Raw genomic sequence first — 25,067 nt, 5'->3', positions numbered from 1 at the left:
AAGTTGCCGGTAGTTAGTGCACAGCAGTGCGATAGGCGAATACCCAATCTGCGTTCGCACAATCCGAGTTCTCCCGATTGAGTTGGATTTTTCTGGTTCTCTTGCTTATGGGAAAATATGCGCATTGGGGTTTCGAGAGACCTCATCATGTCGTCAGGGGAGGGAAAGTGGGCAATAACTTGTTTGAGGGGCTGTGTGAGGAGGATGGCTGAAGTTTTTGTCAATGATGCTTTGGGAGGAACCTGAGGAAGAAACAGAGATGACCCACGGAAATTCCGTGGGTCAAGTGATGAACATTGAGCGGGGAAAAACTATCCGACGAGTTCGGCTACTGGTTTTCGAAAAGACCGGTGATTGTGGTTTCGCTGTTTAGTCCATCTGCCGGTACTAGGAGGAGCTGGCTCCGGGTTCGGCTGAGTAGCGGGTGCGGGCTGGTTTTTACCAGTAAGAGTATCTTCCACCTGTTGAAGTTCCATGAGATGAGAGTGATGTTGTTCCAATTCCCACGCAACCGCTTTTGAGAGTTGCGCCACCTGTCTGCGTAATTGGTTCATGGCGTGCTCATGTTGTAATAATTCGCTTTTGCGAGCCAGATTTATGTACCGGCTATCCACATACATCATTGGTTGATCCCTCCGTGTGTTGACGGTTGATACTTTCAATGCATTAATCCGATTGCCCGTTAATTTATAGGACAAAAGCAAACCTGTTGCCACATTCCGTTTTCCTCAGGATTTGACACCTAAAGGCTTGATGATTCAATGAATTTTCATCACTGAATATCCAACTTGTGCATGCTCGATTCCTGAAATGGCTGAGTACGGTCACTGTTTTTTACATCAGCACGGATGGATTCATTTATTGTAAAACATCAAGATGGGCTTGAGTGCATCTGAGATGAAGCGCCAGGAACGTGAAAAAATTTTTCGACGAATAAAATATTTACGGGCCTTTCCGTTCTGATGCGAATTGGCACATTTTGGTGGATGCCTCACATTGATAGTTGCCTGGGGAAATTTTTCCGATCTTGTTTCTTTTTATGCTATTTTTATTATGTTAGGTCTTTGATTCCCTTGATCCAGAAAGAAAAAGGATGGGGGTAATGACGCTGATTATGATACGGTTTAAGTTGTAATTATTTGTTTTTGTTATGGTAGGGGTGTTCGTGCTTTCTAGAGAATTCTTTAATTTCTTCTTTAAGTTGCGTATTTAAGTCATCCTGCTATTCTGAATGTCTGGACAAGATCTTCATATGAGCCAGAAATCATTCTTGAACGGCTGAATTTGTGGTTATCAATTCCCGCAAAACATTAAAGACTCCAGAAAATCAATTGAACTCCGAATGGTTAGTAAGTTGAATTTGGTTTGAGCATTGATGGATTAGTAATTCACCGAATCATTAACAAGAAATACAGGATGTCCATCAAGAAATTATCTTCAGCGCAATTTCGTCTGAAATTGCTGAATCTCATGACTCAGAAGCATCATTGGGCCTGGCCTCAATTCGTTGGGCCATCCATCTCCAAAGCGCAACTCAAAATTCATTATCAACAAGAGTACGCCGTGTATGTCCGGGACTTCCCCGTTTTCCTGGCGCGTATTCACGGGCAAAATCCTCCGTTAGAAGTCCGAAAAATGTTAGCCGAAAATATTTATGAGGAAGATACCGGGATGCTGTCATTGGGGACTTCACATCCTGAACTCTTTATGAGAATGATGGAGGGTTTAGGGTTTCGCTCACGCGAATTTGAAAAGATTCGGTTATTGCCTGCTACCCAGCGCTATCGGTCCTGGTTGGACCGGATTTCTAATAGTTCTGATTGGGTCTTAAGCGCCGCCGTTTTGACAATTTTTGTCGAAGGCAGCGTCAACGATCGTCAGGAACTCCTCCATCCGGTTAAATCCAAAGCTCCCCGGCATATTCAGAAAAAGATTACACATCATCCCCTGGTTCAGCATCATGGGGTCTCGCACCAAGCCATGGATCTTATCCGAGCGCATCAAATGGTTGAGACCGGTCATCGTCATGATGCCTATGCGATGGTGATCCACTATGCCGGCACTCATTCCCATCAAGATGAAATTCTGGCCGCAATCAAAAAAACACTTCTCCTTTGGCTTCGCTATCGTGATGGAGTGGCCCGTGCCTGCGGATTGACACAACGGTGAGGTATGAAAAATCGTATATACAGGCTGGCATTGCCCCTAAAACCACTCAACCTATGGACCCCGCTATTGGTAAATCGATCTATTTTTTGTTTGGGTGGTTGGGAGGTTAGCCTGGCTGCGATTGAGTTCTTTGAAATTGTACATTGCAACGGAATCGCTGGTCCTTATGTCTAAACCGAAGCAACCTTTAGGAGTACTATAGTCGGTACACTTTTATCTACCTCGATCCTGCCGATTCTCTCTGGCCTGGCCCCATACTCTGGCTTCTCGTTCGCCAATTCCCTCTGCATATTTCCGTCAATCATCTGTTGTCGTCACGCACATAAATAAATAGATTTTTGGGTAACGTGACGATCATTAATTCCAAATTCAGGTTGGCGGCATCATGGTTACGGTAGTCACGCCTTCATAATATCTTGGCCATTGTTCGCAAGTTTTACTAGATTCGCGCATTGAACTCCCCGGCTTGGCATACCAATCGGAGTGAAATGTACACTTTATCTACACTGTCTAAGTTTCCATATTTACAGATTTTGCCCACAAAAATGATTTTATTCATATTTACAATCGCATAATTGTTAATGTTTATCACACGGAAATTAGTGATTTTGTAACATGCAATTCGACTCATCATTTCTGGGCATTTGTTATGCAATTGAAATTTATTATAGGAGATAAAAGGTCATTCACCAAGGAGGGACGGCCATGAGAAACAGCACTAACATATCATGGAATAAGAAATTCCTTATGGGATGGATTTCCTCAATGAGTCTGGGGCTAATAATGGGTTGTAGCCATCCCCCTGTCGTAAAGCCTCTTGCCGAGAATTCTCCTAAGGGGGGCGAGCACGAGGCTGTTGCCTATTGTAGGGCAAAAACAACTCTGTCCATGCAAGAGACGTTAGATCTGATTAACCAATCCCGAGAGACTTTTGGGGATGCAGGCCGAGAGGCTGGCAGCATGTCTGATTTAGTTACCAAGGCTGATAACAACACTGGAGCCCAAGCTGGAGAATCTGTTGGGAAAGTGATTGGTTTGGTTGGGGCATTGGGTGCGCTTTATCAAAGTGGACAATCCGAAGATCAACGTTTTCAAGCTTGCCTATATGAAAAAGGGTACTTGGTTACTGATTCTTGAGGAAAGTAAATTTTCCAGGAATCTTCGGATGCGGATCGTGCCTGCGAAACTCTGGAAACCATCTTGGAAAATTTTGCAGGCACGATGGCTCCATTGTTTCTTCCTAAAAGGTGTTATGTGTGCGATACCAAGGAGCATCCCCGAGACCTTGGATTTTATCCGATCGCATCAAAGGGTTGAGGCCGGTCATCGTCATGATGCCTATGCGATGGTGGTCCACTATGACGGCACTCGTTCCCATCAAATGAAATTCTGGCCGGGATCGAAAAAACTCTTCTCCTTTGGCTTCGCTATCGTAATGGAGTGGCCCGTGCCTGGGGATTTAAGAAAAACGAGAGTGGAATTCGCTGATGCGGCGAGCGCTTCACTTGTTATGGCTGAAGATTAATGGAAAACGGAAAGGTTTTTAATCTGGATCTTTTCCGGCATTTCCTCCACAATAGATTTTTTCAATTTAGAAGCAGGAGGGAAGAGACATGGCCACGATCGGGCAATTCATGACACGGAATCTGAGCTTTGTGACTGAAGATGCCAGCATCCAGGAAGCGGCTACACATATGCATAACCAGCGGATTGGTTCCTTGTTGGTTAAGCACGAGTCTGAATTTTCCGGAATTGTGACGGAAACGGATGTCGTGCGCGCAGTAGCTGAACACCCTGCCCAAATTGAACGCTTGAAGGTGAAGGAGCTGATGTCCAGCCCGATCATAACCGTGGACAGGAATATGTCTGTTCATTATGCCCGGGATCTCATGGCCGATCGGAAGATTCGCCACTTGGCCGTCACCGGAGAAAAAGGAGACATTGTCGGTATCATATCGGTGCGAGACCTTTTGGCCTATTTTAAAACAGTAGCGAAGGACCTCAAGATAGCTGAAGAGGATGGGTGAGCTTGATCATCCCTAATCAGAAAAGTAGTAAACCTCTGAAATGATTACTGGTGATGAGGGATTTCTAACGAACTTACTCAATTTTTGCTGCTTCGGCTTGTTGAATCTGGAGGGAGAGACGCTCCTCTTCCTGTCGAATGCGGGTTATTCGTTGTTCAATCCAGGGGCCGATATGTTCTTTTTTGGATTTGGCTTGACCCTCCAAAACAGTAATTTCCTCTCGAATTGCTTCACGCTGCTCTTTTAGCGCCTCTATCTGTGCCATTGCGTCGGCTTTGTCAAAAATCAGTGATTCAGGATTACACTCAACGATCTTTTCTTCTTCATGCGGCAATTCGGAGAGTTGGGGCGGCAAGACTCGAATGCCATCCTCCAGCCGGCGTTGATTCATGACCACAGGGGATACAATTTCAATGCCCGCATTATGCAGCGTGGTGAGCATCTGTGCGCGAAGGTTCGACCGTGCACTGAGCAATTGTTTGACCTCACTTAAAAATCCGGAGACTCGATAGGTCACGGAATAATCCCCGAGTTCCATAATGTGGACAAACGGGTCTTTGAGTTTGGCGGCAAGAGCGGCATCCGATAAGAGTTTTTCAATGGTCTTGTGGGAGATGTCATATCCTAACGACACCGTGGCGGAGACAATCGTGCCGGATGAACGAAGCACGGTAATCGGGTGAGAAACTAAAAATAAGTTAGGAAGAGTCGTGAGGTCGCGTTCTTCTGTTTGAATTTCCGTGTGGAACAATCCTCGTTCTGTGACCCGCCCGAATTGATTTTCCACGCGAAGAAAATCACCTAACCGAAAGCTTTGCATGCCCCGCAACATAAAACCCGCTAAGGCATTGGAGACGAAGGTCGTGGAAGAAAGGGTAATGACGGCGGTGATCAATAGCGCCAATAGCTGAAAAAGTTCTTTGTGAGTTTCTTTGTCGACAGGAAGGGCCAGGAGAATGAGAACAATCCCAGCTCCCACTAGTAGTAACATCCCCACACGGGCTGAAAATCGATCTTCCTCCTTCAGGCCGCCATTTCGGCGAAAGAAGAACCAATGGGCCACCCATAACCCGGTACTGACCAGTGCGAGGACCAATAAAATTGGAAGAAAGATAGGGAGGGTATCAAAGAAGTGATCAAGGAAGGTCATAATGTTACGAATAAAGAATGTCGCATTATGCCCGAATTCGCGGGAAGGATAAAGCTAAATTGGTAAAAGAATGATAGGAAGAGACCATGCCAAGAAGCGTCCTCTCCGAAATCCTGGATCCGCCCAGAAGAGTGAGGGGGAGACTCTCCTTGGGGAACACCAAAAATGTTGCAAAAACATCCTTAAGCAAACCAGTCGAGGTGTCGTGAGGCTATGGCATCGGCCACAGCGGTGTGTAATTTTTTCCGATCGACCGGCTTGACCAGATAATCGGTTATTCCTTGTTTCATGAGCTGTGTGGCCAGATCGATATCGGGAAAACCGGTTAATACGATCAACGGCACGCTGGGATATTCCCGTTGAAAGTATTTTATGGCTTCTATGCCATTGATATTGGGCATCCGAATATCCGTGATAATGACATCAATGACCACTGGATGCTCTCCTTCGTTGAGGATGCGGATGGCTTGCGCGCCGTCTTCCGCGTCCACCACATAGTAGCCGTCTTTTTCCAAGGCCATTCGAACGACTTTGCAAATGGCGGCTTCATCATCGATGACCAGGACTCCGCCCCGATAACTCTGGCCGGAAAACATGCCTGCGGTTCGTTGAGCCGTGTCTGATACGTAATTCGTGTTCATAGCCAATCCTCCTTGAAGCCTCGTATGCAGTGAAATGGTATCTCTGCCCAAAGAAACATTTTGAATTCATCTGTATGGTATCAAGCGTTTATAACCATCCGTATCTTGCAACCAATGTGCCCTAATGGGCTGATAAGGGAATAGGGCACTCTTTTGGAAAACAGTCCTGAAAATAAATAGGAAAAATGGAAAGAGTGATTGGAGTGTTTAGGACCAAGAAGAAGGGACGGTCAATGAAGATGTCTACAGAAGATTCACCTGCGCACCCATCGTAGCCATTAATCCTAATGGAGCAGACAGAGAAGCCGGAGAAAATGTATTCGAGTCCATTGCACGTGTGTGAATGGGTACGCCGTGTGGGATCAGATGATGGGCTTCTGAGCGATCACGGAGGTGGTGGAATGGTACAATGCCCAATGAGTGGAGTCTTGTGAGAGTCGGACATACGCTTGAATGTCTTCGGGTGAGCATAGGCCGGTCTTTGAATATTCCTGTTCGAGTACCATCGCCGATTCCGCCATCACCTTAGCCATTGGCGAATTTCCAGGACAGAGATGCATGAGGGATTGAACTCTGACGATATGGTATCCCGCATCTTGCAGTTTGTGCGGAAGCCGGAGGCCATAGGCCGGATCTAATCCGAGATTGATGAACATCTGGCACATGGCTCGGTTCACCCTTCCCTGGGGGGTCTTATGCTCTGGTTCTGGCAATGTCGCCGAGGTGAAGTCCGGTTCTTCAAAAAGTGCCCAGCCTCCTGGCTTGAGGAGAGAATACATTTTTTCCAGTATGGCCCTCTCTTCTTGATTATGAATCAAAACATACCGGCTATGAAGGAGATCAAAGGATTGTTCTAAGGGGACATCAAGAAAAGAGCCCTTGTATATCCGAACAGGCGGAGAATCAACCTTGTGAAGATACGCGATTTTCTTGTCGACACCCACCGCCAGTCCTGTCGGTCCCACCTGACTTCCCATCCAACGCAAGATGGAACCTGCCCCTGCGCCCACCTCCAGACAATGCCAACCCGGTTGAATTCCCGTTTCCTCCAACAGTCTGATGGTAGTGGGATCGTTCGCGGCTTCAACCAATTGTAGTCGTTGAAATTCCCGCTCTTCTGATTTGTTGTCGAATATATACTGATTCATCGCTGTCCCTCTGCTGCTACTGGTTGTTTCATGATATCCAGGGCCGCATGGCATCCTGCCAGATACCCTGTTGCCCAGGCCCATTGAAAGTTAAACCCGCCGATGCGGCCATCGCAATCCAACATTTCTCCAATCACATAGAGCCCAGGCATGTGCCGAGAGCCCATGGAATGGACAGATATTTCTTCCAGGGGGACACCCCCGGCCGTGACTTCGGCAAAGTTCCATCCGCGTGATCCAATGACGGGAAGATCAAGATTGGTGAGTGTCCGGATCAGATTCCGGCGAGCCTCTTTGGGCAAGAGGTTAATCGGCGTGTCAGAAAGGCCGGGTTCTTGGATGCTGGCCAGCATGCTAGCTACACGCGTGGGTAACCGCTCGGCTAACAGTGTGGAAACAAGTTTTCGCCCGGGGAGGGTGGCGGCCTGCATGAGCCATTTCTCCACATCCTGGTTTGAGAGGTGAGGGAAGCAATGGAGATGCAGGCGGACAGCTTTTCCCTGCGCGGCTGCGCCAACCCAAACCCGACTGGCATCCAAGACCACCGGCCCACTGATGCCGAAATGTGTCCACAACAAGCTGCCGGTGCATCGATCCAAGGTTTTTCCCGCAAGGGTAGTGGTGAGCATTACGTCATGAGAAATACCCGAAAGGGTGGCATGAAAAAACGCGGGCTCAAGGAGCAAAGGCACCAAGGCCGGATAGGTGGGGGTGACGGTATGTCCCAACCGTTGGGCTAAATCCCAACCTGATCCATCGGATCCGGTTTTGGGGAGAGACCGGCCACCGGTCGCGAGAATAACTCGTTTGGCCCGAAGTGTCCCCTGGGAATGTTGGATCGAGAAATCTTCCCCTTTTCTGGTCAGATCTTGAACGAAATGTTGAGTTAAAAGGGAAACGCCCAGTGCCTCGCAACGTCTGAGGAGCCCATCAAGGACGGTTCGGGCTTTGTTGGTCACGGGAAACAGTTTTTCCGTGGCTTCGGTTTTTAACGGGATCCCCAAAGAACTAAACCATCGAATGGTGGCCTGTTCGTCGAAGCGTCGAAGGATCCGGTCAATCAGCTTTCTGTTCCCGTGGAAGTCGGAAGCGGTGACACGTTGATTGGTGACATTGCAGCGTCCACCTCCGGACACCAGGATCTTGGCACCGATAGTTTTGGCACTGTCCAGAAGGGCAATAGAGAGATGCGGGTTTGTCTCCGCCGCGAAAATGCCGGCTGCCAGCCCTGCTGCTCCTGCGCCGATAATGGCGATGTCGATGTCGGAAGGCATAGGCAACGTCTTGAGCGAGTGTGGATCTATCTGGATTGGGAGTCCGACGGTTTACGAAACAAGACGACATTTTTTTGCAAGTAGATGATTTCCGCTCCCCATCGTGAACTCAGCCATCCCCAGGTCTCGTGTGAAAAAAAGCAAACATGCGTGGGGTCTTTGATGTAATACCAATCGAGAAACGGTCGATCGGATGGCGCCAATTGGGTCATGATTCCCAAGATGCCATCAACCTTCAGTCGGGCCCATAACTGGTCTAATTCCAGTCCGGGATGGTGAAGATGCTCGGCCACTTCCGTGGCTGTGATGAAATCATAGGTCTGTCCCAGGAGAGGAGGATTGTACGCATAAAAGGGGTCGTAAATCGACAGAGTATGTCCGGATTCTTGAAGAATGAGAGAGAGGGTCGGACCGGGACCAGAGCCAAAATCCAATCCGGAACTATGTGGTCTCAGGCGATTGTGGAGTGGTTCGGCCAATTGGTTTAAAAATTTTCGATAGCCCGGGTCGTCAGAATGGTTTTCATGGTGGTCGTAGTGATCCTTTTCCTGTTCGGGTGATAGGTGATAGACGGGCGGAACGAAAATGAGCCGACACTGCCTGCAGGAGAAGTATGACCGGCACCGGTCGTTTCCCACTAATGTGGGTTCCGGTTTGAAACACAGTGGGCAGGCATGAGAAATGGCGATAGGTTCCCCGCGTAAGGATTCAGGATGAACAAGGAGTGGGATGATAGAAAATATCTCGCCAGGCTTGGTCAACCGTCTCAGTATGAGATTGCTTCATGACAGTTATCCACGTTCGTTTGTGGATTTTGGTGGGAGACGGGTGGGTGCGCAGGATCTGTGACATTTATGGGTTTCTTCCATCGGCACAAGCGATACAGAGGGGAACGGTGGGAGCCACGTCTAGTCGTTTTCTAAAAATTTCTTCCCCGCACCTTACACACCAGCCGAATTTGCCGTTTTCAAGACGTTGGAGGGCAGATTCAATCCGCTGCAATTGAATGTGTCGGCGTTGTTGAGCGGCTTGCGCCATTGCTTGTTGTTGGAGGGCATCCATTCGTGAGACGCGCCCGACGGCGGTTTGGTCCAGTTCCACTGGTTGGGCTGCTTCCTGTCCGGTGGAGGATACGGCCAACAATTCTCTCTGGAGGGTTAGGAGCGTTGTTCGAAAATGGTCGTAATCAGGAGGTGGCTGTGTCATGAAGGCAAAAGAATCAAAGAGGACTACGTGTCTCTTGTCCTATAAAATGAGTTACACGGGAACAAGCCATGAACAGCCTTGGGTTTGTTCGATGGTCAATTGAATGTACCCCAGCCAGACCGTAAAACGCCAATGGTCGACAAAAGAAAATAAGATCAATTATTTAGCAGGGAGCGCAAATGGAAAAATGATTGAAAGGATTGATCACGTTTCAGGAAGAGGTGTTTTTAAAAAAGAAAGAGCTCTTTGCGGGGTTGTCCGGCCATCAAAAGCCAAGAGCCGTATTTGTGACATGCTCAGATTCACGGATCGATCCTACCTTACTCACCCAAACCGAAGGCTGAAGTAGAGGGCATGGGTATGCATCATCTTGGACTTCAGATTGAGGCGTGTCTTTTGGACTATTTCTTTTGAATAGACAGCCCGAAGAGAGCAATGGTGTGAGCCATTACCCATTCGGGCTGCCCAGATAGATGTGATGGAAAAACCTTGAGCAACTCACCCAATGGTTAGCATCCACGCGTTATTTTGGCCACGGTTTCCATTCCTTAGTTTTTGCATCAAACCACCATTGGGGTCCACTTAAATAGATTTTTTTATGGCATTCCAATGAATCCTGGTTTTCGTTGGTGGGCCATTCTTTCCATTCTTTGTTTTGTGCATCAAACCACCAGTCCGGTCCATCAGTGTTCAGATATTGATGTTCGTCGAGGGACCAATGAGTTTTCTGCGTGGGCCATTCTTTCCATTCTTTGTTTTGTGCATCAAACCACCAGTCCGGATGCTCAAGATATAACAGTTTATGCCCCTCGAGTGTGATTCTCCCATCCTTGTCCCATAATTCGGCATGTTGTTGACAAAAATCAGTGGTTTTGAGATGACTTTGAGCCATCCCCTGAGCAGCAAATGTGCTACTGAGTAAAAACATCATGACTGTAATAATCCCATACTTTTTCATTGGCAAACTCCTCCATTGAGCACGTGTGTAAAGTAAATAAAATATGGTCTATTCACGCCCTTCTTCCCTACTCTTTGAAAACGACAAGAGACAGTCCAAAGCGGACAATTATTGGGAACCTTCGGAAGAGACGATTAATTGAATGTTAATGAACGACTGGTTACAGGCAGTAGAGATAATTTTGAAAGAAGAATCCGAATTATGTCCAAAGGATAAGTCTTGGTCCCATAATTCGTCTTGAAAAAAAACAGTCTGGTAGTTAGGGAAGGGTTGATGGTAGTGAGGTGGAGAAGGAAGGTTTGAGATTACACGACGTAATCCCGAGCACTAAGAATGACTCTTTTAAGATGCGACAAAATTTTCCTTTTTATTTATACGGGTAAAAGCTCTGACACACGTGTCAGGGTGTTTGATCAGTGTGGTGAAGGACATTAGGGCGTCCTGCAATCTGTACCTGCGTATCTTCCGTATAGCTGAATTGCCAGATTTCGTGAATGGTGACAGATAATTCATATCGCACCGTTTTGGCAGCCTGATCCAGATAGGGATGGAGAGAATTCCATACACACCGTTCCCTGCCTCAGCGGCCAGGTGAAACTCTTTTACAGCAGGCTCTGAAGTCCCACCTGCATGCACCAGGGCGCCTCGAGGGACCATGGAACACCGCATCACCTGTTGACTGGCTGCATCCCACAACCAATACCCGACTTCTTCGTGAAACGGCTGTTCCTGAATTAATGGCCAGACCGCAGTCGAGTAACGGAGACCATAGAGCCTTTCCGAGTCATTGACGACAGGTCCGATGAGATAAAACTGCAAGCGTTCCCAGAAATGAGTTTCATGGCTGCCTTCTTTGGCCGGTGCGTTATCGGCACCCGTATCGCCTTTGCAGGTTCCGGCTAGAGAAGTGAGTAGGCCCTAGCGGGGAATGATTTTCACATGGGTAGGGTCGGAATGATGTGTTCCGGTCATTAGGAAAGGCTTCTTTCAGGAAAGTGTGAGCACAGAAGGTCAGGAGGCGAAGTGACTGGTGATCTGAAGTTCAAAACTGCATCAAATCTTGCCAATTCTTTAAACCGTTTTTAGGACCACCATATTCGAATTGATTGCATCCAACGGATACCGTGAATGGCGAGGCCTGCGAATTTGGGGACGCTCAGTTGTCTGGGTTTTGTTTCCAAGCATCGTAGGACATGGGCTGCGGCCTGATCGGCCGTCATCATCAGCGGCTTCCAGGACGCCTTAGGCAGTTTTGTATCCACAAAGCCAAAGCGGATATTGGTTACGTACACACCATGCAATCGGAGCTTTAATCCCATGGAGACTAAATAATGACTAAACCCGGCCTTCGATGCTGTATAGGCAGGGGAGTCGGCGTTGTAAAAATCATCGGCGAGACTTGATAGGCCGATAAAGTGCCCCTGTCTTCGCTCAAGCCAGCCGGGGGCGAGGGCGGCCAGGGTCCGTACCATCGACGTAAAATTCACGTCAATGACGCGGGCCTCCTGTGAGAGGTCAGGAAGCGTTAGTTTTGAGCCAATGGCCGCGCAAAATATGCAGACGTCAAAAGGCCCTTCGTTGGCAAGAAGGGTTGCTAGAACCTGCGGATATTCGGGAGCGGTAATATCCTGTAGGATATGCCGTGGGCCATCGGGTCCAAGTGGACTGGGGCTTCTTGAAAGGCCGACGACCTGTTCGCCGCGGGCAATAAGGGTACGGGTCACAGCCGCTCCGATTCCATCAGAATTGCCGATCAGGAGAATCTTCTGTGTCATTCAAAGGCTAACTGAGATGGTGGCTGAAGCCTCAATCCTGACATGAAAAAGGTCGTAAGTGAAGAGGGAGCAACCACCAAGACCCTGACCTGTACATTGTTGCATGTGTTGGCTAGGATGGTCCGACAGATCGGCCGCCCCTGCTTACACGAGTATGAAAAAAAACATCACCGTGTTTGTGTCCTATGCCCGCGCCAATCGTGATCTGGCGACTCGGTTTTTGAAAAAGTTTAAAGAGCAGGCCGCGCCCTCCAAGCAGTATCACTATACCTTCTGGCGGGATAGCGATATCCTGGTAGGGGAGAAATGGCACGAAGAAATTCAACATGCCTTGGGAGAGTGCGACGTGGGATTGGTCCTGATCAGTCCTGCGTTGCTCGGATCTCAATATATACAGGATCACGAACTTCCCAAGTTTGTGAAGAGTGGAGGGCAAGCCGTCATTCCGGTCATGTTGCAACCCATCGATTTGGAACGTCATGATCTGAAAGGTTTACTCCAGACGCAAATCTTTCGGCTGGATCGCACGCGTTTCGCCTCTCCGAAAGCCTACGGTGAATGTTCGGGGTCTCATCGTGATCAATTTGCGTTGGAATTGTTTCGGCAGGTCGAAGCCCGTTTGGATAAAATCGTGGTCAAATAATCTTTGAAAGGACGGAGTATTCAGATCCTATCCCTGAAAAAAGATATGTTTATTATTCAATGGAAGAACAAAAAGAAATGCTATGACTGAACCCACGATCATCTGCCCGCAGTGTAAAACGGAAATCAAACTGACTGAGTCGCTCGCGGCCCCTCTTCTCGAAGCCACCAAGCGGGAGTTCGAGCAACGACTTGCTCAAAAAGATGCTGATGCCGCCAAGCGGGATGCGGCCTTGCGTGAGCGCGAAGCTCTGCTGGCCAAATCACAGGAAAGGTTCGAAGAGCAAGTGGCTGACAAGCTGAAACTCGAACGCAGCAAAATTGCGGCGGAAGAAGCGAGAAAAGCCAGGCTGGCGCTCTCGAATGATCTCGATCAGAAATCTAAAGAAATACGTGAGATTCAAGAAATTCTTAAACAAAAGGATGAAAAACTTTCGGAAGCACAAAAAGTTCAAGCCGATCTGCTCCGAAAGCAACGGGAACTGGATGACGCCAAACGCGAATTGGATCTCACCATAGAAAAGCGCGTTCAGGAAGGACTCACCGCCACCAGGGATCAGGCCAAAAAAGAAGCCGAAGAAGGGCTCAAATTTAAAGTCATGGAGAAAGAGCAGACCATTGCTTCCATGCAAAAACAAATTGAAGAACTCAAGCGTCGTGCTGAACAGGGATCCCAACAACTTCAGGGCGAAGTCCAGGAGCTCGAACTCGAAGCCATGCTCATCTCGAAATTCCCTCTGGATCAGGTTTCACCCGTGGCCAAAGGCGAGCATGGCGGCGATGTGCTGCACCGGGTTGCCGGCCCATTTGGGCAAGCCTGCGGAACCATCTTGTGGGAATCGAAGAGAACCAAGAACTGGAGCGATGGCTGGCTCATCAAGTTACGTGAGGATCAGCGGCAGGCCAAAGCTGAAATTGCGATCATCGTCAGCCAAGCCCTACCCAAAGAAGTGGAAACATTCGAATTCATCGACGGCGTCTGGGTCACTCATCCCAAGGTCGCTCTGCCGCTGGCCATTGCCATGCGTAATACGCTCATGGAGGTGGCCTGCGCCCGGCAGGCCTCGGAGGGGCAGCAAACCAAAATGGAAATGGTCTATCAGTATTTGATGGGTCCGCGCTTCCGGCAACGGGTTCAAGCGATCGTCGAAGGGTTCTCCTCGATGAAGGAGGATCTTGATAAGGAGCGGAAAGTCATTATGAAACAATGGGCTAAACGTGAAGAGCAAATTGATCGGGTGATGATGGCGACCGTGGGCATGTATGGGGACCTGCAAGGCATAGCCGGAAAGACTTTGCAGGAAATTGAAGGGCTGGAACTTCAGGCTTTAAACGCGCCGACGGACGAATCCGACGGAAAATTATTGTAACCCTTACCCTTCTCCTGCGGTCATAAGAAAATACTTGGCATTCATACGATCAAGCCGATATGGACTTCTACACCAGATCTTACCGTTAAATTGCAGCCTGCTCCTGAATCCTCGTGTGATTCACCGACATTTCTTCCCTTTGCATGACCCCGTCGTTTCTGGCTTTCTGCCGTGTTGCCTTCGGGCCGGGACTGTCGAATATTTGGTTCGTTGTCGCGCCAAATCCTCTCCCTTCTAAACGATCTAAAAAATCTTAACAACCTAGAAAATTGCTAATGGACCGAAGGGATTTCGTTTTAGAGTCCTACCCATTGCGGCCTCACAACACAGGATCCTGGTTTGGGGATATTTGTCCATCAGCGTACTCTAAGGTGTGATGCAAATTGCCTCACTTCCATGATTGAAAACTGAAAACAGTAGAAAAACCGGACTTTAACATTGGCACGTAATTTGGAATAACATGGGGAAACAGGTAAGAGCCGAGTCTATATCACCAACCAAGGAGACAGTCCTGATGCAAATATTAAGGCAAAAGATGCAATCGAGAGTCTGGATCATCCTTGTAACGGTTTCTTTCGCCTGTGCCTCGGCTTGGGCGGGCAGTGCCGGAGATCTTCAGCCACGAGTCCCGTCTGATCGTATGGAGCAGGCCCTATCCTTTACGAATCCCTTCACCCCCACCGAGGAATTTATTGCGAGCGGAAAAAAACTTTATGAAGGCAAGGGCTGGTGCGCCTTTTGTCATGGCTGGGAGGGGACAGGGGCACCGACCGCGGGTCGAACCTTTCCTCCTGATATCAAAATGCCAACCAATTTTGCAGATGCGGCCTGGCAGGCAGCCAGAAGTGATGGGGAACTGTTCTGGGTTCTAATTCATGGGAGTCACGGGACTGACATGGTGGCATACATGCCGCAGTATATTACGGATAAGGAGGCCTGGCAGATCATCGCCTACATCCGAACCTTCGGAGGAACATAATGGCCCATCTCTGTTCATTAGAAGACACGCAGTCGTGTAAAAGGATTTCATCTCTTAATCATATATACAGAGGAGGGACATCATGTGGGAACAACAATTCAGAAGAAGTAAGCTGGTAGGGTTTGCGGTTCTTCTGTTGGCGGTCGTTGGGGGGTGTAGTCATTACGGAAACCACGACATATCGAAATCGGCCAACGCGACCATTCAAGGATGCACGGATCCGGCCATTACGGGAACCGCCACTCTCAAAGAATTTGAATCTGAAGAGGGAATCAAAAAACTCTATGTCCAGATGGAAGTCAAGGGATTAAAGGATGGGAAGCATGCGGTCCATATTCATGAGGTTGCCAGTTGTCAGCCGTGTGGAGCTGCGAAGGGCCATCATGATCCCGGACCCTTTGGTAAGTCCACACCTGACGCGCCGGACTTCAATCATCCCTTCCACATGGGGGATTTGGTCAATATCACGGTAGTCAACGGAGTGGGGAAACTGCATGCGGTAACCACCCGGGTTGCGTTATCGGATGGCCGGTTGAGCGTGTTTGATGAAGATGGCAGTGCATTCATCATCCACACCAATGAAGATCTCTATTGCGATCAGGATAGCGAACTCAATCCTGGATGTGCCGGTGGGGCTCGTGATGCCTGCGGAATCATTGAACCGGTAACCTCGATGTAGGCGAAACGTCCTGGATGACGCTGGGTTGGTATGAAAAGTTGTATAAGCCTCATGTCGATGTAGGATGCAGAGAAGAAAAAACAGAAGGAGGAACAATGAGACAGGCATGTCGATGGGCGAGTGGACTCATCTTAGCGCTGGTGGTGAGTGGATCCCAGGTGTTGGCTCAAGAACATGGGCACCAACAGATGATGAAGCCCCGGGTCTCCGCGGACAAGCTGGCTGAAGCCAGAGCGCTGCAGAGCCCGTTGCCGTCCTCACCGGACATTATCGAAAAAGGAAAATCGATATATGAAGGGAAGGGTGGGTGCGTCAATTGTCATGGGGTGAGTGGACGCGGCGATGGCCCGGGTGCGGCGACTCTCAACCCCCCGCCTCGTGTACTCCGGTCACATGGGTTTTGGAGACATCGGTCGGAAGGGGAAATTTTTTGGGTGATCAAATATGGATCGCCGGGGACCGGGATGATTCCTTTTGGTGGAATGCTTTCGGATGAAGAAATATGGACCGTGATGCAATATGAGGAAAGTTTTTCCGGAGGATCCCATGGTGGAAGAGGAGGTCCTCAGGGAGGCGGACGGCACCAGGGCCGGGGCATGATGAGGTATCGCTAATAAACAGAAAGCGTATGCCGTCACTCAACCATAGCAGGGATTCCAGAGGAGGCCGGATGAAAAAGGTAAATCAAAGAAGAGTAGTGCGATGCTGTTCGTGGGGCTCGCGTTGGGAGTAATCATGGCCGGCTTCGCCGTTGCCGGAACCGGGGATATCGAAAAAGGGAAAACATAGTATCGACAGTCCTGTGGCCATTGTCACGGAGGGGAAAGGTGACGGAGAAATGGTGGATACTTAAATCCTCCTCCCGCCAATCTGGCCAGTGAGGATACCAAGTCCAAGTCAGACGCCCAACTTAAAGAGGTAATCATGAATGGAAGATCAGGGACAGCTATGGTGGGTTTTAAGGAAGTGATGAAGGATGATCAATTCAATGATCTCTGTCTACATCCGTTCGCTGAAACCGTAAAAAATGGTTGGCATCATAATGAATTTTCTCCTGAAACCAGATTTAGAATCGCATAATAAAAACCCATTCATGATTCGACGGACTATCAATAGGGAGGCCTGCGCTGGAATGGTCATCATGGTGATGTTGGTGGTAAGCATTGGTCTTTCAAGCGCCGAAATGTATCATCATGCCTCACACCCAGGGGATCCTGCCATGCGGAAGATGTCGGGAACAAAACTCATGACATTGGATCTCCCTCCGGCTGCCAAGGAGGGTCTGAAGTTGACCATGCGAGAGCATCTTGAAGCCATTGATGCCATCGTTGGCGCATTAGGGCGAGAAGATTTTGCCGGGGCGGCTACTTTGACAAATGAGGAACTGGGTTTCCCGAAACACCATGTGGCCATGCAGCGTGAGCAGGGTGCCACATTCCCGCCGGAATACCATGATCTGGCGATGGCACATCATCAGGCTGCGGAAGCGCTGGGAGAAGTGATCCCGACCAAAGACCTCAAACAGATCCTCCCTCACCTTGAGCAAACCATCCATGCCTGTGTGAAATGCCATCAAGTCTTTCGTTTGCAGGATTAAGACAAATTCCTGCGATCATTATTGTTTCTCTTCCGAGTAAAGTCTAGAATTCTCTCCTTATCTGTCAGGCACAGAGGGTATTGGCAGATATCTTTCGCATCCCTCCCACAAGTGACCCGATATCATGACGAACACACATTACGAATATGCCATCCTGGCCAGTCTCCTCGCGGCCGGGGTCACGACCGCGGGCCTTTATGTCATTCGTCGGTTTGGATCATGGGGACAATACAATGCCACCTATTTTTCCTGTTTCGCAGCAGGGGTGATGATCTCGGTGGCCTTTCTCCATATCATTCCTCAGGCTTTTCACATGAACGACCAGGCGCCCCTGTATTTGCTGGCGGGCTATCTGGCCTTTCATCTGATCAACCGGTTCATTCATGCCTATGTTTGCGATAGTACTCCCGACACAGCCATTGGATTGATTCCTCTGCTCGGTATCGGCCTGCATTCGACGCTGGATGGGGTCGTGTATGCCATCACGTTTAGCGTCAGCGTCTTAACCGGAACCTTAGCGGGTATCGGTATGGTCTTACATGAGTTTCCCGAAGGGATTGTCACCTATGTATTGTTACTTCGCAGCGGGTTCACTCCAAAAAAGTCATGGCTCTGGGCCTTTCTTGCAGCAGCGCTCACCACACCGGTTGGGACATTGTTGGCCATCCCCATGATCCATCAGATCAATGAGACCGTCCTGGGCGCGTTGCTTGCGGTTTCAGCCGGAGCGTTTGTGTATGTGGGAGCCACGCATCTTCTGCCCTTAGCCGAGCGGGAAGACCGTCCCTACAGTCTGGCAGCCATGGGGGGCGGTGTTGCGGTTGCTCTCGGTATTATCCTTACTCACGGCTAATTCCAGAAAAACCATCTATTATTTATAGGTGCTAACCGAGGGGGTGACACATTGGTACGAACACGGTCAAAGGAATCGCAGACGTGGGAAAAATTCAAAGCGTGATATGCGATTGAAAAACTTCAATTGTGTGAAAAAAGGAGATCCTCTATGAACCCACAAAGTCCTTTCTAACGTCTAACCCTAGCCAAGCCTATGGGTTTATTCAATCTTACCCATGAGACTACAGCATTCAGGAAAATGCCGGATCAGGTCTCACTGGGGCTGGTGGACTCTAGCACTACCAGGGTTCCTCGCATGATGGGATGAAACGAACAGTGGTAGGGATAATAGCCTGGAGGTAAATGGTTGACTGTGAAGGTACGATTGGGGCCAATAGGTCCGGAATCAAAGTCACATTGTCCACCGCTTATACACCCATCGTGGGTAATGGAATGAATATCGGCCGTTGGGTTTTCCCACGAAATTGGAGTGCCGGCCGCAAGTTCAACAAATTTTGGGGAATAATACGGGGAGAAAGTGTTAAGGATAATCCGAAATGTAGGAGTCGCCGCTGACGTAAAAGGCACAATCAAAGCAATGCTCATCATTAAAAAAAGGACCGTTCCTCCAATATGTAATGGTTCAAAAACAAAAGACGATTTTCCCACAATCATTTTTTTCTGTTGCTCCCATACGTTGTTACCGGAATTTAGAGTTCGCCTTCTCGTTGTTTTCGTCCTTGATTACTCTAGATCATCTCAAAGACCAACGCCTAGGCATCACATTTTATTATACACCCGGAAAGCACAGCGATGGGAGATATGCATATCCACAAAAACATTCGTTGAACTTAGTTTGCATTTCGGTCATTGGCTTTGAGTTGCTCCTGCAAGAACATTTTTGACGAGTCCCTTATCATCCTATAGAAAATAGTCCACTCAACACCTTTAACTGATACGCGTATGATCAAGGAAACGGATCACATCTGAATGCTTCTTCGGATTGGACACCGGGGTGCGGCGGGCCATGCGCCTGAGAATACGCTGGCTGCTCTGGAACTGGCGATTAAATATGGTGTCGATATGGTCGAGTTTGATGTCCGGCGAACGGCAGATGGAGCCCTGGTGCTCCTTCATGATGATTCGGTCGACCGGACGACAAACGGGGTGGGGAAAATTGAAGAGTTATCGCTAAGCGTACTTCGGGCATTGGATGCGGGAGGGGGCGAGAGGATTCCTCTCCTTGAAGAAGCTCTCGCCTGTCTCAGTGGACGGGCTGGTGCCATGATTGAACTAAAGGTAAGGGGAATTGCCGCTGACGTCTGCGCTTTGGTGAAGGCCGCTGACTTTCAGGGGACAGTGATTTATGCCTCGTTTTTTCATGAGGAACTGTTACCGGTGAGAAGGTTGATAGGAGATGCTTTCACATTGGCGTTAATCGAAGACGTGCCCATACCTTTCACGGCCTTTGCCACCGCCGCTCAAGCGACCCATGTGGGAGTGGCGTTGAATGTTGTGACGCCTGCGCTTGTACAGGCGCTTCAGGCGAAAGACATCAAAGTATTCGTTTATACGGTTGACGAGCCTGATGATATTGCACGAATGAAGCGGCTGGAGGTCGATGGAATTATTTCCAATTTCCCCGACCGGATCTAATCGGTCTTGCGCCAAAGCGCCTTTTCAGAGAAGCCTGTTTCTCCTAGTTTGGCACCAGAAAATCGTAATGACCGACCAAGCCATCCGATATCTCTCCCGATGCGTCCGGGGCATAGTCCACGATCACTCTCTCTAAATCGATTGTGGTGAGTCCCGCATCCAAAATGACCACATCCATTGGAAGTAATTTCTGGTTCAGTTCATTGTTGGGTATTTGGTCGCCACGGAAATAGAGCTGGGTGACCAGTTTTTGATGCTCTGGAGGGAACAGTTGAAAGTGCAGGTGGGAAGGGCGGTACAGTCCGGCTTCCAGGTCAATGGGGTAAAAGCCGGGAACAATGGTTTTGAACCAATAGTCTCCCTGCTCATTGGTGACCGCTCGTCCCCAGTATTGAAAATACGCATCGTAGGTCCGGTGAATGATTTCTCCGGTCGTGGGATGGGGAAATCTCAACATACCGTCATCCTTTTTGTGGTTGTATCGGCCGGAGGCTGAGGCACTCCACATGATGATCACCGTGTGAGGTATCGCCTTTCCGGTTTTTGCGCTCAAGACTTTTCCTCTCAGATAGATGACCTTTCCTTTGGCTTTTCCCCTGCGACCTTTGACAAATGTGAGATCCTGATCGTTCGCCTGACTGATGGGAATCCCGATCCCGTGGTTTTCGCGAATGGCATCTATCGGGTCTCCCTCGTCGGGGAAAAATGGCCCCAGGGATTGACGGGGAGTTGGTTCCTTGAGTATTTCTGCAAGGCTGGAGGAGCTAATAAGGCCTCCAGCGAACAAGCCGAAGATGCCCATCCCCCGCTTTAACAGGGTTCTTCTAGACAAGTTATGCGGTTCTATTGTCATATGGGTCCCTTCTCCAAATATGGAAGTGGCAAGACTATGGCAACCGTAAGGCTGATTGCGGACGGGTGACAACTCCGGACAATGGATGGATCGTTCGCTTCTTCGGTCATTTTTTCATATATTCTCCGTACTTTCAAATACCACATGATGCAGGATGTAGTCTTCCACGATGAAGGGAACGTGCGGTATGTTGTTTCAGGATAACAGAAGGGGTCATGGGTCCAATCGGCCTCGTCTCTTCCGTGTGGTGTCCCTGAAATCTTTACTCTCTATTGGTGAATTCCTCATTCCCTCGTATTTTCTACTGCCGTGACTGAGCCATCTTGCAAAATATGTGTTGGAGCATGGCCGTTCACAGATCATTATATTGTCGATTGTGGTCTGACCAGAGCGTTTGTGTTTGAGGACCAGTTTTTTGCGGGCTGGACCGTATTGGTGTTGAAAGACCATGCTTCAGAACTGTTTGATTTATCCAGAGATGCGCGTGGCATGTTGATGGAGGAAGTCACCCACGTGGCGCAGATACTGACACAGGTATTTGACGCGAAGAAGATCAACTATGAACTGCTCGGGAATCAGGTGTCTCACATCCATTGGCATCTGATTCCAAGGCTCAAGACCGATCCCGATCCGTTGAAACCGGTGTGGTGTGTGCCGCATGAGGCTGTTCGGCTTTCCGCTGAACAGTTGTCCGAACGGGTCCACCTTCTTCGGTCGGCTTTGCGCATTGATCCCAACCAACCCCTCTAGTTTGCTCGGCCTAACGAGCGTGAATTTCCGCTCACCTCGTGGCGCTTTCCGTGTTGTTACCCTTTTGTCCTTTCGTCCTTAGTGGCTTCGAAATCTTCGTTTGGAGTAGAAGAGGAAGAGGCGGATTCCGGCTCTAGTGAATCGATGAGAAATCGCGGTGGCGCGGGTGGGCTTGTTTCGAGCTGTGTATATTGGCAGGGAGGGATGTCATCCTTCAGCCGCCTCAGAAGGGTGGGAACTTTCATCTTGGGAGGAACATCACATAACCAGACGTGCATGCCGGTTTCCAATTCTTCAAAGTGTCGTTTCAGAGTAAAGCCTGGTTTTTCCATGAAATAAGCAGAAAGAAACCCCGTAATGCCCTGTACCACCCAGGAATGCTCTTTCACATATCGATAGCTGACCCGAATCTCTACCACCTCAAGCATGTCTTGATCCCCCTATGCGGTCGAATACACCCTATTTGGAAAGTCATATGCTAACAATAATGGCGTGTATTGGGAAATTGAGAAGAGTGCTTGTGAATTTTTTTTCTGTCTTGGCAGACAGGCCTTGCCTTTTCCCCCCTCCGTTACTCTCATGCCTGATTTTAATCGGGCATCCCGGCTGGTTTCCGGCCCTCCATTTGAGCCCGTGACCTCTTCTACGGATTGACAGTGTTGGGGATTGTAGACTTCTAAGACTTGCCATCATCGGGAGGTCGATGAAGGGGAGACAGGTTGCGGCCTGCGGTTACTTTTGCAGGGGAGGATAGGGAGCAGGAGTCTGAAAGGGTAGGGAAGAGGGACGGATATGCACCTGATAGTGAATAGATCCGCCCCCCATTCTCAGTTAAGGCTTAATCATGCTTTTCGCCCTTGCCGTGTTTGCCTTTTTTGTCACCATCTTTGCCATGCTTTTCTTTGTATTCCTTCATCTTGGCTTCCCGTTCTTCTTGCATTTCCTTCCATTTCGCTTGTTGTTCCGGTGTCAGTTCGGCCTCAATTTTTGCCATGGCCTGTTTGCGCATGTCCTTCATTTGTTGGTGAAGCCCCTCCATCTTCTGGTGCTTCTCCTCAATGATGGGGAGAATCTTGTCCTGTTGTTCTTTCGTGAGATCCAGCTTCTTCGTGAGTTTCTCCAGATGAGATTTCGGATCATGCCCGTAACCATGACCGTCTCCATCCGCCCAGGCTGCTCCGGCACCAAAAATCATCGCGCTGCTGAACAATCCGGCGATCATCATTCGGCACAGCCATGGTTGTTGGCCGGCATGGGTAATCTGGTGTTCGAGTGAATGCTTCATACCTACCTCCTAGATTAAGAAATGCCACACAGGGTGAACGGTTATGGGAAAACTATCCAGTATATCAGATCCGAAAGAAGCTGTGTGGTGGGTCCCCATCAATGATTAACAAACGTGTTGAGAAGATGCGGTCATGAGGGCGTTATTCGTGACGAAATCCTCGGGGATGCAGGGCAGGGGGCTTGCCACCGTTTGCCATTCAGCTTGTTTCAATATGGGAACGATTACCAGATATCCCAATTCCTCTGCCATGACCCACGGACTTTCCAAAAACCAGGTCGATGGCTCAGCGACCGCGCCTTTTTCAAGGAGAAGGCGAACGATTTGCATGTTGCCTTTGAATGCTGCGGCATGCAGGGGAGTCCACCCTGTCAAATCCTTCGCGTTGACGTCTGCTCCCCTTTCAATAAGCGCGCTGACTGTGTCCACATGACCGAATGCGGCCGCGACCATCAGTGCGTGGGTCCTGACAATGGGAAAGGTGGTGTTGACATCGATTCCATCCTTGAGGAGGGCCAACACTTTTTCCGTGTCGCCGTTGGTGGCGGCGTTAAAATACGACAAGGAGCATCCTGAAAGCATCAAGGCCATGCCCAGGTAGGCAAGACGATAACTGTATCTGTTCATGATGGGTCCTGTGGCTGGATGTCTATTCATACCCAATCGCTCAAGAAAGCATTCACCCCGTTAAAAGGGATAATCCAATCCGGCAAACACATTGGCTCCATCCTTCCCATACGCCACATCAACCCGACCCACGATATGGGGGCGGGCTAGGAACCGGAATCCTATCCCAGGATTGACCTGAGGATGAAGGATGGTGTTGCTACTAAAATGGGATCCTACACGACCGATATCAATGAATGGCGCGACTTGGAAGTCCAGGAGATATCCGAAAATTTTTTGTTGTCGAATCAGCACCCGCTCTTCCAGATTGATCACCAGGGCGGTGGAGTCGATGAATCGGCTTCTTCCAAAGGCTCGAAGGGAATCCTCTCCCCCCAAGGTCGGTTGTTCATAAAAGGGGGGTGTTCCCCCATTGACGGTGTCGGCGTACAAATGGGAAACAAAAACCAGACGGTTATGGAAATGTGGGACAAGATGGCGGGCATCAATGGTGGTTCGCCACCAGTCCGTCACAGGATGTTGTTTGAAATTCTGATTCCATTCGACGGAAACGTTCAAATAGGTTCCCTGCGTGGAGATCAATTGGCGGTCCCTTGTGTCATAACGAAATGTCAGTTTATGTCCCAGAATATCTGCTCCGTCAATGCCGTTAGTGTTTGGAAAATCCTCTTGAATGGTAGGAAGCGTATTGATGATTCCATCGTCGACGCGTACTTGGTGGTACCGCTCGCTCCACATAAGGGCAATATCCTGAGCCAAATGGATCCCGGCAGTGAGATCCACCAGTATTTCCTTTGAAGTATAAGAGGTTTCATCGGATTCATTCGTTTGGCTCCCGATTCCAAAAAATCGTCGGAAGGGATTTTTAAACCAGGAGCCCTGTCCCGCCAGGATATACCGCCCCCCTCCTGCCCCAACATTTTTGTAAGACAGATCGATGTCACGCTGAACCTTGGTGGAGTAGGACAGGATCGCCCGGTATTGCGTGGTATCAGACGGATATCCATAGTAGTTCATGGTCAATGTTTCCCCGATATATTTATTATGCAAATATTGGGGAGCAATAATGTCTTCCAAATGGCCGTTCACATTTGATCGGAGCATCGGGACGAGGAAACCGTAATAGGCCCCTTCATTGCGGCTATAGGAGAAAGCCGGGACGGGAAACACCGTAAATTCTCCCTTGGTCGGAAGGGACCTGATCGCTTCCTCTTTGGCTTTTTCCTGTTTCGCTTCCCCTCTCTGTCCTTCCGTACCCTGTACTGGAAAATCCGGGTCATATTTGAATCGTTCCTGCCGCTCTTGAGAAGCCTGCTCGGTCTCGGGAGCGTTTCGCCCCAGGGAGGTTTCCGGGGAAAACACCGCTCCGCACTCCACAAAAATCATGAAGGTAACGATCCTGTTCAAAGCCCCGAAAAATTGTCGGTGCATGGTTCATGGTTTTCGG

Annotated in this window: 26 protein-coding genes and 1 pseudogene; 12 read left to right on the top strand and 15 right to left on the bottom strand. The window is 49.1% G+C overall.

The annotated features are described in order from the left end of the window. Positions 1-311: 311 nt before the first annotated feature. Entirely contained in the window at positions 312-716 is a 405-nt protein-coding gene (locus PQG83_RS09125; RefSeq protein WP_312748696.1) for a hypothetical protein, read from the bottom strand. A gap of 700 nt (positions 717-1,416) precedes the next feature. Between PQG83_RS09125 and PQG83_RS09120 the strand changes: the two genes are divergently transcribed. The 3 genes from PQG83_RS09120 to PQG83_RS09110 all read left to right on the top strand — a co-directional run bounded on the left by PQG83_RS09120 (position 1,417) and on the right by PQG83_RS09110 (position 4,196). Continuing rightward, positions 1,417-2,169, top strand: a complete 753-nt coding sequence (locus tag PQG83_RS09120) for an iron-containing redox enzyme family protein (RefSeq protein WP_312748694.1) — start codon at positions 1,417-1,419, stop codon at positions 2,167-2,169. A gap of 705 nt (positions 2,170-2,874) precedes the next feature. Next, positions 2,875-3,306, top strand: a complete 432-nt coding sequence (locus PQG83_RS09115; RefSeq protein WP_312748692.1) for a hypothetical protein — start codon at positions 2,875-2,877, stop codon at positions 3,304-3,306. A 476-nt stretch (positions 3,307-3,782) separates the two neighbouring features. Continuing rightward, positions 3,783-4,196, top strand: a complete 414-nt coding sequence (locus tag PQG83_RS09110) for a CBS domain-containing protein (RefSeq protein WP_312748691.1) — start codon at positions 3,783-3,785, stop codon at positions 4,194-4,196. Positions 4,197-4,269: 73 nt separating this feature from the next. On the opposite strand, the gene PQG83_RS09105 is transcribed toward PQG83_RS09110, so the two are convergent. The 9 genes and pseudogenes from PQG83_RS09105 to PQG83_RS09070 form a co-directional block, all read right to left on the bottom strand. Then, positions 4,270-5,346 (bottom strand): mechanosensitive ion channel domain-containing protein, encoded by a 1,077-nt coding sequence (locus tag PQG83_RS09105; protein ID WP_312748689.1) that lies wholly within the window; start codon positions 5,344-5,346, stop codon positions 4,270-4,272. A 182-nt stretch (positions 5,347-5,528) separates the two neighbouring features. Continuing rightward, positions 5,529-5,987, bottom strand: a complete 459-nt coding sequence (locus tag PQG83_RS09100; RefSeq protein ID WP_312748687.1) for a response regulator — start codon at positions 5,985-5,987, stop codon at positions 5,529-5,531. Between the two features lie 362 nt (positions 5,988-6,349). Continuing rightward, positions 6,350-7,135, bottom strand: coding sequence for a methyltransferase domain-containing protein (locus tag PQG83_RS09095; protein WP_312748685.1), 786 nt, complete (start codon positions 7,133-7,135; stop codon positions 6,350-6,352). Continuing rightward, positions 7,132-8,409, bottom strand: a complete 1,278-nt coding sequence (locus PQG83_RS09090) for a BaiN/RdsA family NAD(P)/FAD-dependent oxidoreductase (RefSeq protein WP_312748684.1) — start codon at positions 8,407-8,409, stop codon at positions 7,132-7,134. Before PQG83_RS09090 ends, PQG83_RS09095 begins: the two co-directional genes overlap by 4 nt. Positions 8,410-8,435: 26 nt before the next feature. Next, entirely contained in the window at positions 8,436-9,170 is a 735-nt protein-coding gene (locus PQG83_RS09085) for a class I SAM-dependent methyltransferase (protein ID WP_312748682.1), read from the bottom strand. A 91-nt stretch (positions 9,171-9,261) separates the two neighbouring features. Beyond that, on the bottom strand, positions 9,262-9,615 hold the full coding sequence (locus PQG83_RS09080) for a TraR/DksA family transcriptional regulator (protein ID WP_312748680.1): 354 nt from the start codon (positions 9,613-9,615) through the stop codon (positions 9,262-9,264). A gap of 523 nt (positions 9,616-10,138) precedes the next feature. Continuing rightward, complete coding sequence (locus tag PQG83_RS09075; RefSeq protein WP_312748679.1) at positions 10,139-10,573, bottom strand: hypothetical protein; 435 nt, start codon at positions 10,571-10,573, stop codon at positions 10,139-10,141. Between the two features lie 342 nt (positions 10,574-10,915). Next, positions 10,916-11,425: pseudogene (locus tag PQG83_RS20920) on the bottom strand (heme-binding beta-barrel domain-containing protein); the annotation flags it as partial. Positions 11,426-11,655: 230 nt separating this feature from the next. Further along, positions 11,656-12,348 carry an SDR family NAD(P)-dependent oxidoreductase gene (locus PQG83_RS09070; protein WP_312748677.1) on the bottom strand — a complete coding sequence of 231 codons (693 nt, stop codon included), beginning with the start codon at positions 12,346-12,348 and terminating at the stop codon, positions 11,656-11,658. A gap of 154 nt (positions 12,349-12,502) precedes the next feature. On the opposite strand from PQG83_RS09070, the gene PQG83_RS09065 reads away from it, so the two are divergent. The 8 genes from PQG83_RS09065 (at position 12,503) to PQG83_RS09030 (ending at position 20,105) form a co-directional block, all read left to right on the top strand. Further along, a complete protein-coding gene (locus tag PQG83_RS09065) occupies positions 12,503-12,991 on the top strand; it encodes a toll/interleukin-1 receptor domain-containing protein (RefSeq protein ID WP_312748676.1) in 489 nt (162 codons plus the stop codon). 82 nt (positions 12,992-13,073) lie between these two features. Further along, a complete protein-coding gene (locus PQG83_RS09060; protein ID WP_312748675.1) occupies positions 13,074-14,360 on the top strand; it encodes a DUF2130 domain-containing protein in 1,287 nt (428 codons plus the stop codon). A 514-nt stretch (positions 14,361-14,874) separates the two neighbouring features. Next, positions 14,875-15,339 (top strand): c-type cytochrome, encoded by a 465-nt coding sequence (locus tag PQG83_RS09055; protein ID WP_312748674.1) that lies wholly within the window; start codon positions 14,875-14,877, stop codon positions 15,337-15,339. Positions 15,340-15,421: 82 nt separating this feature from the next. Continuing rightward, positions 15,422-16,018: a superoxide dismutase family protein gene (locus tag PQG83_RS09050; RefSeq protein WP_312748672.1), complete on the top strand. Its 597-nt coding sequence runs from the start codon at positions 15,422-15,424 to the stop codon at positions 16,016-16,018. Between the two features lie 95 nt (positions 16,019-16,113). Then, on the top strand, positions 16,114-16,632 hold the full coding sequence (locus PQG83_RS09045) for a c-type cytochrome (RefSeq protein WP_312748670.1): 519 nt from the start codon (positions 16,114-16,116) through the stop codon (positions 16,630-16,632). A gap of 479 nt (positions 16,633-17,111) precedes the next feature. Continuing rightward, on the top strand, positions 17,112-17,615 hold the full coding sequence (locus PQG83_RS09040; protein ID WP_312748668.1) for a hypothetical protein: 504 nt from the start codon (positions 17,112-17,114) through the stop codon (positions 17,613-17,615). Positions 17,616-17,739: 124 nt separating this feature from the next. Beyond that, a complete protein-coding gene (locus tag PQG83_RS09035; protein ID WP_312748666.1) occupies positions 17,740-18,468 on the top strand; it encodes a ZIP family metal transporter in 729 nt (242 codons plus the stop codon). 971 nt (positions 18,469-19,439) lie between these two features. Continuing rightward, positions 19,440-20,105: a glycerophosphodiester phosphodiesterase gene (locus tag PQG83_RS09030; protein WP_312748664.1), complete on the top strand. Its 666-nt coding sequence runs from the start codon at positions 19,440-19,442 to the stop codon at positions 20,103-20,105. Between the two features lie 43 nt (positions 20,106-20,148). On the opposite strand, the gene PQG83_RS09025 is transcribed toward PQG83_RS09030, so the two are convergent. Then, positions 20,149-20,958, bottom strand: coding sequence for a dioxygenase family protein (locus PQG83_RS09025; RefSeq protein ID WP_312748663.1), 810 nt, complete (start codon positions 20,956-20,958; stop codon positions 20,149-20,151). A gap of 309 nt (positions 20,959-21,267) precedes the next feature. On the opposite strand from PQG83_RS09025, the gene PQG83_RS09020 reads away from it, so the two are divergent. Next, on the top strand, positions 21,268-21,708 hold the full coding sequence (locus PQG83_RS09020) for an HIT family protein (RefSeq protein WP_376753558.1): 441 nt from the start codon (positions 21,268-21,270) through the stop codon (positions 21,706-21,708). A 56-nt stretch (positions 21,709-21,764) separates the two neighbouring features. Here the strand turns inward: PQG83_RS09020 and PQG83_RS09015 are convergent, their stop codons facing one another. From PQG83_RS09015 to PQG83_RS09000, 4 genes are all read right to left on the bottom strand, one after another. Beyond that, positions 21,765-22,136 (bottom strand): hypothetical protein, encoded by a 372-nt coding sequence (locus tag PQG83_RS09015; RefSeq protein WP_312748660.1) that lies wholly within the window; start codon positions 22,134-22,136, stop codon positions 21,765-21,767. A gap of 410 nt (positions 22,137-22,546) precedes the next feature. Further along, a complete protein-coding gene (locus PQG83_RS09010; RefSeq protein ID WP_312748658.1) occupies positions 22,547-22,993 on the bottom strand; it encodes a Spy/CpxP family protein refolding chaperone in 447 nt (148 codons plus the stop codon). A 105-nt stretch (positions 22,994-23,098) separates the two neighbouring features. After that, on the bottom strand, positions 23,099-23,620 hold the full coding sequence (locus tag PQG83_RS09005) for an ankyrin repeat domain-containing protein (RefSeq protein WP_312748656.1): 522 nt from the start codon (positions 23,618-23,620) through the stop codon (positions 23,099-23,101). A gap of 60 nt (positions 23,621-23,680) precedes the next feature. Further along, positions 23,681-25,006 carry a BamA/TamA family outer membrane protein gene (locus tag PQG83_RS09000; protein ID WP_312748654.1) on the bottom strand — a complete coding sequence of 442 codons (1,326 nt, stop codon included), beginning with the start codon at positions 25,004-25,006 and terminating at the stop codon, positions 23,681-23,683. Positions 25,007-25,067 lie beyond the last annotated feature (61 nt).

Source organism: Candidatus Nitrospira neomarina, from assembly GCF_032051675.1.
In the GTDB taxonomy this organism is placed as follows: domain Bacteria; phylum Nitrospirota; class Nitrospiria; order Nitrospirales; family UBA8639; genus Nitrospira_E; species Nitrospira_E neomarina.
The sequence above is the reverse complement of the archived record's forward strand: the minus strand, read 5'-3'. Positions and strand labels throughout refer to the sequence as shown.

Coding starts and splice junctions, on each gene's coding strand:
- PQG83_RS09010 (WP_312748658.1), bottom strand. CDS start 22,993: ATGAAGCATTCACTCGAACACCAGATTACCCATGCCGGCCAACAACCA.
- PQG83_RS09115 (WP_312748692.1), top strand. CDS start 2,875: ATGAGAAACAGCACTAACATATCATGGAATAAGAAATTCCTTATGGGA.
- PQG83_RS09030 (WP_312748664.1), top strand. CDS start 19,440: ATGCTTCTTCGGATTGGACACCGGGGTGCGGCGGGCCATGCGCCTGAG.
- PQG83_RS09110 (WP_312748691.1), top strand. CDS start 3,783: ATGGCCACGATCGGGCAATTCATGACACGGAATCTGAGCTTTGTGACT.
- PQG83_RS09065 (WP_312748676.1), top strand. CDS start 12,503: ATGAAAAAAAACATCACCGTGTTTGTGTCCTATGCCCGCGCCAATCGT.
- PQG83_RS09050 (WP_312748672.1), top strand. CDS start 15,422: ATGTGGGAACAACAATTCAGAAGAAGTAAGCTGGTAGGGTTTGCGGTT.
- PQG83_RS09025 (WP_312748663.1), bottom strand. CDS start 20,958: ATGACAATAGAACCGCATAACTTGTCTAGAAGAACCCTGTTAAAGCGG.
- PQG83_RS09090 (WP_312748684.1), bottom strand. CDS start 8,409: ATGCCTTCCGACATCGACATCGCCATTATCGGCGCAGGAGCAGCAGGG.
- PQG83_RS09035 (WP_312748666.1), top strand. CDS start 17,740: ATGACGAACACACATTACGAATATGCCATCCTGGCCAGTCTCCTCGCG.
- PQG83_RS09015 (WP_312748660.1), bottom strand. CDS start 22,136: ATGCTTGAGGTGGTAGAGATTCGGGTCAGCTATCGATATGTGAAAGAG.
- PQG83_RS09045 (WP_312748670.1), top strand. CDS start 16,114: ATGAGACAGGCATGTCGATGGGCGAGTGGACTCATCTTAGCGCTGGTG.
- PQG83_RS09075 (WP_312748679.1), bottom strand. CDS start 10,573: ATGAAAAAGTATGGGATTATTACAGTCATGATGTTTTTACTCAGTAGC.
- PQG83_RS09070 (WP_312748677.1), bottom strand. CDS start 12,348: ATGACACAGAAGATTCTCCTGATCGGCAATTCTGATGGAATCGGAGCG.
- PQG83_RS09060 (WP_312748675.1), top strand. CDS start 13,074: ATGACTGAACCCACGATCATCTGCCCGCAGTGTAAAACGGAAATCAAA.
- PQG83_RS09120 (WP_312748694.1), top strand. CDS start 1,417: ATGTCCATCAAGAAATTATCTTCAGCGCAATTTCGTCTGAAATTGCTG.
- PQG83_RS09105 (WP_312748689.1), bottom strand. CDS start 5,346: ATGACCTTCCTTGATCACTTCTTTGATACCCTCCCTATCTTTCTTCCA.
- PQG83_RS09005 (WP_312748656.1), bottom strand. CDS start 23,620: ATGAACAGATACAGTTATCGTCTTGCCTACCTGGGCATGGCCTTGATG.
- PQG83_RS09100 (WP_312748687.1), bottom strand. CDS start 5,987: ATGAACACGAATTACGTATCAGACACGGCTCAACGAACCGCAGGCATG.
- PQG83_RS09040 (WP_312748668.1), top strand. CDS start 17,112: ATGATTCGACGGACTATCAATAGGGAGGCCTGCGCTGGAATGGTCATC.
- PQG83_RS09095 (WP_312748685.1), bottom strand. CDS start 7,135: ATGAATCAGTATATATTCGACAACAAATCAGAAGAGCGGGAATTTCAA.
- PQG83_RS09080 (WP_312748680.1), bottom strand. CDS start 9,615: ATGACACAGCCACCTCCTGATTACGACCATTTTCGAACAACGCTCCTA.
- PQG83_RS09000 (WP_312748654.1), bottom strand. CDS start 25,006: ATGATTTTTGTGGAGTGCGGAGCGGTGTTTTCCCCGGAAACCTCCCTG.
- PQG83_RS09055 (WP_312748674.1), top strand. CDS start 14,875: ATGCAAATATTAAGGCAAAAGATGCAATCGAGAGTCTGGATCATCCTT.